Here is a 10,068-nt window from a genome sequence, read left to right as displayed (position 1 = left end):
GAGTAGGCAGCGGGGCGCTCAGAAGCGACGGGGGAGGGTGCAAGCCCCGGAGCAGCTGCTGCCGAACGACATCCCCGAGCTGTCGTTGCCAAAGCCGCGGCCGCGCACCGGCCGCTGCCGGTAGTGACGGCCGGGCCCTTCCCGATAGCGAAGGAGCGGCTCGCCCGGCGACCCCACAGGGTGCAGGGCCGGCCGCGCTGAGTGAGCGCAAAGCGCGCTAAGCCGGGTGGCACCGCGGAGGGCCCATGGCCCTTTCGTCCCGAGGGAGACGAAAGGGCTTTTTGTTTTGCCCTCAACACTTCGCTCGACAGGGGGTTACGGGCAGTGGTAGGCGTCGAGAGCGGGCTTCGCCTGACCAGGGTGCGTTCCACCGAACTGGCAGCGCATGTTGGGGAGCGTGTGCACGTGGCCGGGTGGCTGCACGCCCGTCGGCGACTCGGCGGGATCACGTTCACGTTGCTGCGGGACGGGTGGGGAATCTGCCAGCTTGTGAGCGAAGGGGACGAACCGCTGCCCGGTGTCGCGAACGAGAGCGTGGTATCGGCCGCCGGTGTGGTCGCCGCCGCCCCTCAGGCGCCCGGCGGAGTCGAACTGCGCGATTGCACCTTCCAGGTCATTGCCCCAGCCGAGCTTCCGCCCATCGACTTGAGTAAGCGGGCGCTCCGGGCCGAGCTGTCGACGCAGCTTGACCTCGCGGCGCTCAGCTTGCGTCACCCCAGCCGAAGGCTCGCGTTCGGCGTGTCGGCCGCCATGGTGGCCGCATTCCGCGACACCCTCACCCGGCACGGGTTCACGGAGATCTTCACGCCCAAGCTGATCGGCGGCGCAAGCGAGGGGGGCGCCAACGTCTTTGCGCTGGACTACTTCGGGCGGCGGGCGTATCTGGCGCAGAGCCCGCAGCTGTACAAGCAGATGATGGTGGGCGTGTTCGAACGGGTGTTCGAGGTGGGGCCGGTCTTCCGGGCGGAGCCCCATAACACCCTCCGCCACCTCAACCAGTACACGAGCCTCGACGCCGAGATGGGGTTCATCGCCGACCACCGGGACGTCATGGCGGTGGTGGAAGAGGTGGTCGTGGCCATGGCGGCCGCCGGCGTCGCCGCCTTGGAGAGTTTCGGGGCTCCTGCCCGAAGCCGCGCCGTCCGCGAGGGCTGGGACGCGCCGGTGTGGCGCCGGCCCTTCCCCGCGGTGGCGTTTTGGGAGGCTCAGGAGATCATCCGGGAGCGGTTTGGCCGTAACGTGCGGGGCGAGCAAGACCTCTCCCCCCAGGACGAGCGTGACCTTTGCTTGTGGGCACGGAGCGAGCATGGCAGCGACTTCCTGTTCGTGACGGGGTATCCGCTCGCCAAGCGGCCCTTCTACACCCATCCCGACCCGGAGCATCCGGGGTACACCAACAGCTTCGACCTGCTCTTCCGGGGGCTCGAAATCGTTACGGGCGGGCAGCGGCTGCACAGGTACGCCGACTACCTGCGGGCCCTCGAGGAGCGCGGGATGGCCCGGGAGCCGCTCCGGGGTTACCTTCTCGCCTTCCGGCACGGCATGCCGCCGCACGGCGGCTTTGCCATCGGGCTGGAACGCCTCACAGCCCGGTTGCTGGGCCTCGCCAACGTGCGCGAAGCCACGCTCTTTCCCAGGGACGTGGACCGGCTGGAGCCGTAACGCCAGCAACACAGCGGCAACGAGGTTCACCCGGTAACGAGGGATCGGGGCCGCGGTTGTCCGCACCACGCACGCGCCCGCCATCTTGTCGTGGCAAGCGCACCTTTCAGGATCCCATAGCGCCCACAACGACCCGAGAACCGGGGCCGTTGCGCTCGCGCCACGAGGGCCGAGCCGGTGACTACCAGGGCTGGACCCTTACGGCATCCACCCACGGCGGCTGTTGCTGTGATTCAGGTTCTTCGGGTTACTATTCACCGCGAGTTCCGCCACCTGGCTAAATGGTGCTTCGGATACCCACGAGGTAGGCACCATCCGAGCGGTATCCAGCGTCGAGCCGAAACATCGTTACGTCGACGCTCATACCCGCAGCCCACCTAACGGCCATACCGTCTTCCAGCCCCTGCTCGTAGCGGCCCACCAGCCGAATGTACCTGCCGAGCGGAACCAGTAGGCCTGCGTCAAACACCCTTCCATTCGCCTCCTGAAGATCCTCGTCGGAAAGCCCTACCGAGAGCAGGTAAACCGGCTTCGAAGGCGGGGCCAGTGTAAGGCTCACGCGTCCCGCAATCCGAGGGGCTCCTGGGGACGGGCCGCCTATCCAGAGGTTCGAAGCAGCCATGCCAAACCAAAGGGAAGGCCCCAAGCGACCACTGACCCCGACGTCGGCTGCCCACCTACTGACAACCCCCGGCCCTGGCGCGTCGATACCCGTCCAGGTTCCCCGAACCCCCAGCGCCGCCGGTCCCAGCTTGCCGGCAATGGTGTAAGTTGCGCGCCACTCTAGCGCTTCGCCTGGGGCAAGTTTCAGTGACCCCGTGAGACCGCCGGCGAGGGTTCCACCCGGGTCCACAACGGCCAGCATGTATTCCCGCTTGCTGCCGCCCGATTCTAGCGGCTCCTCGGTCACCTTGATGATCAGTGAGCTCTCCTTCAGCCCCGTGGCCGCCGCTGGGTTGAGGAGCATCGCATCGAGTTCCCCTGAGGCAGCCGTCACGTCGGGGATGAGGGCCATCGGCGGAGCCGCGCTGGCGGAAGCGGTACTGACGTTCACGCTTGCCGCGACCATCAGCACCGCCAGGGTCTTGGCGAGGTACCGGCTCACCCAAGGGGATCTCCGGACAGACCACCGTGCACGGCCAACAACCGTTGGTACGTCTCTCAACACCACGCAAATCCTCCTCTTAGCCCTCTGCGCGCCTCCCCTTGCTGCGGTGGCGCCACTCCTCCCCGGGAGCGCCGCCCTACCGGGCCGTAGACACGAGCCGGGGAGTGATGAAGACCACGACCTCGGACTTGGTCGTCTGGTCGCGGGACGTCGAGAAAAGGTAACGGATCACCGGAAGGTCACCCAACACGGGGACCTTGCTCGTAACGCTCTGCCGGCTTTCTTCGACCAGCCCCCCGAGAACCAAGGTCTCGCCGTCCTTCACCCGAACCGTGGTCGAAAGCTGGCGGCGGCTCACCACCGGGAGGTCGTCGCCCACCTGCCCGGTGACGTCGGTAACCGTAGGCTGAACCGCCAGAGTGATGTCGCCGGTGCGGGCGACCCTCGGGGTGATCCGCAGGCTCACGCCCACGTTGATCGCCTCGAGCCGCGTGAAGGGTGCCGCCTCGCTGCCCGTTACGATTTTGAAATAGCGGTCTTCCCCGACGAAGATGTCGGCGCTCTGCCCGTCTAGAACCGTGAGCCGTGGGTTGGCGCGAATCTGCGCCTTGCCTGAGTCCACCAGTTCTTTCAGACTGGCAAGAAGTGTGTCATACGGTGTCTTGATGGTTACCTTGAGAAGCCCCTGCACCGTGTCGAAGCTTCCGCCAAAGGCTCGGTTCTGCGCAGAATCCGGGGTGCGCAGCCAGCTCCAGTCCAGCCCAAGCTGGCGGCGAGCTTCGTCCGACACCTCGGTGACAACGGCTTCGATGACCACTTGGGGAGGGGGCTGATCGACTCGGGCAATGTCGGCCTTGATGCGGTCGAGCAGGTCGGGGGCTGCTGTGATGACCACGGTGTTTGTGTCGGCATCGAAGCGGACATAGGGATTGTAATATTCAGCGAGCAACCGACGCGCTTCGTCGGCAGTGACGTAATTCAATCGAACGCGCTCCGTCTTGGTAAGCACGTGGAAAATGGGGCTCGTCTTATCGGCTTTGCCCACCATGTAGGTCTTATCGTCGAGCTTGACGTACGTATAGCCCCCAGGCGCTAGGACGAGGCGAAGGGCCTGCTCCAGGGGGGCATCCTTCAACTCAAGCGTCACAAAGCCCTGCACGGAACTGTCCACCAGGATGTTGACTCCCGCCTGCAGTCCGATGTCCTGCAATGCCTGGGTAATGAACGTTTCCACGAAGACATTGGACACTCGGGGCGCCTCGGTACTCCGGGTTTCAAGCTGTTGCATCTGGCTGCCGGGCGCGGGATCTTCGGCAAAGCCTCGTTGGGCGAGCAGTGCCATGGAAAGCATCCACACTGCCATGACCATCGCGCTCTTGATTCCCTTCACAGGGCCACCCCTCACCTGTCCTGGATTCTCTGATCGCTGCCGGTCGCATCCGGCGCCGGAGTTTTCTGCTCCTTGGAAGTGCTCTGGGCAATCACCATCTGAGCTTCCTTCATGAGTGTGCTCCCGGTGCTGTAGCGCACGTACACCCTGACGCGGTACTCACCTGCTGTTTCCGGTCTCTGGATGAGCGCGCCAAGATTGCGAAGGCCGCCAGGCAGCACTGGGGTAGTGGTGGGCGGTACGGTGAGCCGAGCGGCCTCGACCCAAACGGGATCACCCACGTATTCGGCACCCTCGGAACCTTCAGGAATGGTCTTCATCTCCACGACGACCTCGGCGCTCGGAGTGACGTGCACTTTGCCTCGGTTGGTGAACGTGGTGCCTATGATGACAAAACGGCCGTCCTCGGATTCTTGAATGGTGAGGGGCGAGAGTTCTCCCGCAGCTGGCAGATCCTTCCCCAGCAGCGCGTAGACAGGTACGCTCAGCTGCGTTTCCGGCGTTTTCTCCTTCCCGGAGCCCTCGGGCCGGGCAGCCAGGAGCACCTGTGCGTAATGTCCTCCCGGTTCGGCATCCCGGGGTGTCCGTACACCGACCTGCAGGTTGCGGGCGCTCCCGGGCGGAATGGTTACGCTCTCCGGTCTTAGGAGCGTCCAGCCGGCACTGGAACCCTCCGCTTTTATGTCCTCGATGTTGGGGTTTCCCGCTTCGTCGTAGACAAGAGGAAGAACGTGCGCGGTGACCGTGATGGGGACCTTATCGAGGTTCTGAATGCGCAGCGCTGCAAACCGGGAAGCACCAGGAACAAGCTCGAACGAGACGGTTTCCGGCTCCACCACCATTCTGACGCCGCGGCCCCCCTGAGCCTGCTGAAGCAAGCTCTCCCCAACCACGAACTTCTGACGGGTGATGGCCGGGCGTATTCCTCCGTAGTTGACGACAGCTTGAAGGGTATACTCCCCAGGGGGTAGTCCCCGAGTCAGGATAGAGCCCATTTGGACCGCTGCAGAAGGCAAGACAACTCCTCGCCCGCTTCCCAGCGGGACTTGGGTGATTTTACGGCCTTTGGCATCCCAAATACTCACCGTACCCGAGGCAAAAGCGTGCACATCGCCTTCGTTGACGACTTCGGCTGCAAGAATGAGTGCTTGAGGACCGTAACGTCTAGCGTAGCTTTCCAGACCTTTCTGGCCTGCTGAAAGAACCCGGAAACTGGAAATGTAGAGGTCCGGCCGTATGCTGGGCGTCACCGCGACCGCTTCGACGATGACCGCGAATTCGTTCCGAATGACCTGCCGAGCAGCATCGGAGGGGCCTTCCTCTGGTTTTAACTGGAGTACCACAGCCGCATAGGCCCCACCCCGGAACTGTCGCGGAAAAGTGAGTTCCCCTCGAATTGCCTTCGTTTGCCCCGGCTGAAGCGTGAAGGCTTGCGGTTCGACCCTGATCCACTCGGCCGCAGAGTGTTCATCCGTCTTCCCGAGAGCAAGTTTGTAATTGCCCGAGAGATCCTGGCGGATCGGCATTACCGATACGGTAAACTCTCCGGTGCGCCCCGTGTCAGCCGCCGAGACAGCGATCTCGAATGGGAGAGTACCACCTGGCAGCCCCTGGAGTTCAATCAGAAGAGGGCTTACGGTAAAGGAGAAGCCCTCTGCCAGGGCAGGGAGCGCGATAAGGGCAACTACCGAGCCTGTTGACACGATAAACTCCAAGGCGTACTTGAGCATACGGCGGGCCCTGCAAGGCAGCTTCTCCTGCCTCGGTTTCACGGATAACCCCCCAAAGTCTCTCCCGTTAAGAGGGGCGGAGGACAGGCCCCCGCCCCTCCCGACCGGAGCCTGGATGGTTGGACTCAGATAGTCGAAGGATCGTACGGTTCGGTCGGCGGCTCCCCAAACTGATCCTCGGCGAAGTGACCAGTGTTACCGTCAACCCAGAACTTCAAGTTGGTTATAGCGATCCTGACGGTTCCGACGTTCTCCCATTCGGACGACGAGTTGGAGTTGCTGACTTCGAGCTTCTGCCAGAGCTTGTACTGGATGCCCTGGTGAAGGGCCTCGCTATCCGGGAAGGTGATGACCATGTCATTGAGCGCCGGGGCCGCTATCCAGCCGTTGCTCTCGGCTTCGCCGATCGTCTCACCGAAGCTGTAGTAAGTCTCGATCTCAGAGTCCGGGCTCGGGGCGTCCGGGTTGAGGTAGTGCAGGTTGTCGAACCCATAGAAGCTCAGAACCACGTCGTTGTTGCTGGCTAAGCTGAAATGGATGGAGTCAGAAGCGTAGGTGCCAGGCTTGCGAATGCGCCAGTCCTTCCGGGTGGTTCCGACCGTCCAGTTGACCCACTGAGCCACCGAGGCATGGGTCGTGAAGGTGAAGTCCCAGTACGCCTTGTTGCAGAAACCGAAAGTCGGACCGGAGTTCCAAGAGCGGGCCAGGACGTCCCCGTCGGGCGAAGTAACGGCTTGCCAACCCTGGTTTGTAAGCTCGTATACGGGCGTTTCCGATGCGTTCGCCGGCAGCGCCTCGCCGTTGGGGTTGTACGCAAGCGCCACGCTGCTCGCCAGGACAAGCAGCGCTGCTGCCAGAAGCCAGGACCACTTTCTAAGCACTGTGGGCTCCCCTTTCATGGGCTGGAGTCGATCGTGCCGTGCTCGTCTCATCTATCCTCCCTCTAATCTCGGTCCCTGCCAAGGCCGCAGCCGATACCACCTCCCCTGCGAACCGCCCCCTGTCAGTTGGGGCGGCAAGCAACGACGGAATTGGTTCAGCGGGTTCCAGGTCGCCATTCCACCTCCTCTCAAGTCACGGCGTGCCAACCCACTAACCGTAAACGACCTTGACCACGGGTGCCGTTTACGGCGACCCGCTGTCGACCACCAGTTGGCCTGCGTTCGCCAGCACGAAGACCAGAGTTGCTTGATCTTCGTACTCCGAGGAGGACTGACTGGGCCCGACCACGAGTCTCTGCCATAGTGACCATGTCACGCCCTGCTCGAGTGCGTCCGACTTCCGGAACGAGATAACCTGCTGGTTGAGTTCGTCGGCTGTCCACCATCCGGCCTGAGAGGCCTGCTGAAGGGAATCCCCCGCAGCGTACAGGACAGGCAGGGGGCTTGCCGCGTTCCCTGCCAGCGGCATAAGGTCGGCGAAATCCCGGAATTGTATGGATACTGAACTGTTGCTTGCCACAATCACCTGAAGCCCCAACGAGACATAGTCACCAGGCTTGCGGATCCGCCAGTCCTTTTGGGTATTGGTGATCTCAATCCGCATCCAGGGCGGGTCGCCAACGTGAACCGGCACGCAGTTCAGACTGTAGCCGCCCTTGCTAACGCTCCCGTTGTCCCACTTGACCGTCAAGGCGGAGTCGAGGCAGTAGTCGCCTGGCGAGGTGTACTGCTGCTTGCCGGCCGGGTTGAGGCCGGTGGCGATGTGAAAGCTCAATACCGCCGTTGAACCGGCCGGCATGTCACCGATCGACCAGGCTACCGCAGTGGCGCTGTTTGGCCCGCCGACCGGGGCCACGGTCACTTGCCCTCTGGAAGCGTCGACCGAGCTCGGGGCGACATCGATCTCCGCGCTGTAGTTGTTGCCGAGCCGGACATTGAACACGGTGCCGGCCGAGATGTTGGCGACGGTCCACGTCACCGCCCACTCGATGCGCTCCCCGACCTGCACCGTCCAGCTGCCGTCCGCGTTCTGGGTGGCGTTGCCGCTGACCAGCCGAATCTCATAATCGACGGCAACCGGGGCCGAGCCACTCGAAACCCCGCGCGCCGGCAGCAGGAGAAGGCCCCCCAGCAGAACCGCCGCAACCACCCCCGGCCAGCGCCGACAGAGCACGGTCATGTTGTTGTGCATCGCATCGCTCCCCGATGCCGCACCCTGGTACGTAGTTTGAGGGAAGGGCAGCAATAGCCACAATCGCGCGGTGGGGCCGGCCTCGGTCACCGGGTACACTGAACTCGGGGACAACGATCATGCGTTCGAGGAAAAAGCGCGAGGTGGGCCTTGCGACGGTTTACGCGCCACGAGCTTCGCGTCTGGCGGGGCGTTCCGCCGGCGGCGCGCCGATGAGGCCGAGACGGACAGCGAGGATGGCGGCCTGGGTCCGGTCCTGCACTTGAAGCTTGTCCAGGATGCGGGAAACGTGGGCCTTAACGGTTCGCACGGTGCAGCCCAGGGTCACGGCGATCTCTTTGTTGCTGTTGCCCTGCGCCAGCAGCCGCAGCACCTCAGCCTCCTTAGAGGTCAAAGCGGGCGCCGTCACGCCGTACTGGGCCTGGACAAGGCGCCGAAGCAGGTCGGGTGCCACGTTCGGCGAGAGGTAGGTCTCTCCGCGAGCGACGGCCAAGATGGCCTCGTGAAGGTGGTGCGCGACGTCCTCCTTGCGGAGGTACCCAAAGGCCCCCGCCCTCAAGGCCTCCAGGGCGTACGGATCTTCGGGCAGGACGCTTATCACCAGCACCCGTGTTCCGGCGCGCTGATGGACGAGGGCCCGGGTGGCCTGGAGCCCGTTCATGTTGTCCATGTGCACGTCCATGAGGACGAGGTCGGGTTCGGTGTCTTTGATTTTGGCCACGGCACCCTGGCCACTCGACGCCTCGCCCACGACCGTGACGTCTTCCATGGACTCGAGCAGCGCGCGAAACGCATACCGCACGAGCGGGTCATCGTCCACCACCAGGACGCGAACCGGCCGGCTCGATGTCAGGTCTCTCATCCTGCAACCCCAAGACGTTCGCGCTCACCTATCCGGCCGTCACCATGTCCTGCCGGTGACAGGGGGCAATCGGTAGGGTAATCATGGCCGTGACGCTGTGGGGTTCGTCCTGTCGCAACGTCAGGCACCCTCCGTGGGCTTCGATACCGGCCCGGGCGATGCGAAGACCCAGCCCGGTCCCCCGGCGCTTGCCTGTCACAAACCGCTGAGACTCACACCTGCAGCGTAAAGAGGAGACAGCAGGGCCCGAATTCCGGATGCGGATCTGCACCAAGTTGGACTCGGCTGAGACGGAAAAACGGAGTTCGCCACCTTCTGTGCCAAGGGCCTGCAGGCCGTTGAGAGCAAGGTTCATCAGGACGGACTCGAGCAAAGACTCGTCGGCCCAAACAGGGGACATGTCATCCGGGTACTGCTCGTCGATGCGAACGTGAGCCCCCTCACCCTCGGCCACAATGCGTGCCGTTTGCGCAACGCGCCCTACCACGTCCTGCAAAACCACGAGCTTGAACTCCAGAGGGCGCTCCGTTCCGTAGCAGAGGATCTCGTCCAGGAGGGCCGTCGCACGCACCAGCGCACCCCGAAGCACCCGCATGGCCTTCAGGTCACCGGGGCGCTCGGCCGGGCCGGCCTGTTCCATGGTATGCGCGGCCACCTGGGCCACCGCCAGCATGGCCTTCGTCTCGTGCGCAACGTAGAGCGCCGCCTCCCCCAGCCTCTTCAGGCGGCCGTGTGAAATGCGGACAGGGCTTGAGAAAAGCCCGTGCGGGTCCGTCGGTTTCCTCGCCGTCCGAGGGCTGCTGTCCGTGAGGCGAACGGTCCCGGGACGGACGTTCATAGGAACCGCCTCCCATGTGCCTTGGTTTGACCGGGGGCTGGTCACAATTCTGCCTGGTAGCCCGCACGGGAACCGGGAGCCGGCCCGGTGTGCTCACCCACCAGCCCGAAGGTAGGCCACGTGAAATGTGTAGCGAAAGAGGCCGCGGAAAGAACTACCCGGGGCTGCGGCTCGGGACCTCCCGACAATTTCCGCCGCCGCACGCGTTTATTTGAACCCCGGTGATTTGTTTACCCCCGGATACAGGCATTGGTGCCATTCCAGAAAAGGCACGTCTTTCCTTCCCGGCACTTCACGTTTCTTATCGAACTCTTGCGACAGAACTGGCTCTTTCGCGTTTCAAGA

General features: G+C 63.7%; 8 protein-coding genes. 1 reads left to right on the top strand and 7 read right to left on the bottom strand.

What is annotated here, in order from left to right; translation table 11 throughout:
• Nucleotides 1-351 precede the first annotated feature (351 nt).
• Nucleotides 352-1,662, top strand: a complete 1,311-nt coding sequence (aspS, locus tag AB1609_08165; GenBank protein ID MEW6046442.1) for an aspartate--tRNA(Asn) ligase — start codon at nt 352-354, stop codon at nt 1,660-1,662.
• Nucleotides 1,663-1,939: 277 nt separating this feature from the next.
• On the opposite strand, the gene AB1609_08160 is transcribed toward aspS, so the two are convergent.
• The 7 genes from AB1609_08160 to AB1609_08130 all read right to left on the bottom strand — a co-directional run bounded on the left by AB1609_08160 (nt 1,940) and on the right by AB1609_08130 (nt 9,723).
• A complete protein-coding gene (locus AB1609_08160; protein ID MEW6046441.1) occupies nt 1,940-2,767 on the bottom strand; it encodes a hypothetical protein in 828 nt (275 codons plus the stop codon).
• A 139-nt stretch (nt 2,768-2,906) separates the two neighbouring features.
• On the bottom strand, nt 2,907-4,160 hold the full coding sequence (locus tag AB1609_08155) for a secretin N-terminal domain-containing protein (protein MEW6046440.1): 1,254 nt from the start codon (nt 4,158-4,160) through the stop codon (nt 2,907-2,909).
• Between the two features lie 11 nt (nt 4,161-4,171).
• Nucleotides 4,172-5,890 (bottom strand): hypothetical protein, encoded by a 1,719-nt coding sequence (locus tag AB1609_08150; protein ID MEW6046439.1) that lies wholly within the window; start codon nt 5,888-5,890, stop codon nt 4,172-4,174.
• Between the two features lie 125 nt (nt 5,891-6,015).
• The gene (locus AB1609_08145) at nt 6,016-6,771 is read right to left on the bottom strand and encodes a hypothetical protein (GenBank protein ID MEW6046438.1); all 756 of its coding nucleotides are present in this window, start codon (nt 6,769-6,771) and stop codon (nt 6,016-6,018) included.
• A 244-nt stretch (nt 6,772-7,015) separates the two neighbouring features.
• Nucleotides 7,016-8,023 (bottom strand): hypothetical protein, encoded by a 1,008-nt coding sequence (locus tag AB1609_08140; GenBank protein MEW6046437.1) that lies wholly within the window; start codon nt 8,021-8,023, stop codon nt 7,016-7,018.
• A 160-nt stretch (nt 8,024-8,183) separates the two neighbouring features.
• On the bottom strand, nt 8,184-8,885 hold the full coding sequence (locus AB1609_08135; protein ID MEW6046436.1) for a response regulator transcription factor: 702 nt from the start codon (nt 8,883-8,885) through the stop codon (nt 8,184-8,186).
• A gap of 28 nt (nt 8,886-8,913) precedes the next feature.
• Nucleotides 8,914-9,723 (bottom strand): HAMP domain-containing sensor histidine kinase, encoded by an 810-nt coding sequence (locus AB1609_08130; protein MEW6046435.1) that lies wholly within the window; start codon nt 9,721-9,723, stop codon nt 8,914-8,916.
• Nucleotides 9,724-10,068 lie beyond the last annotated feature (345 nt).

The organism is Bacillota bacterium, assembly GCA_040754675.1.
Lineage (GTDB): Bacteria > Bacillota > Limnochordia > Limnochordales > Geochordaceae > Geochorda.
The sequence above is the reverse complement of the archived record's forward strand: the minus strand, read 5'-3'. Positions and strand labels throughout refer to the sequence as shown.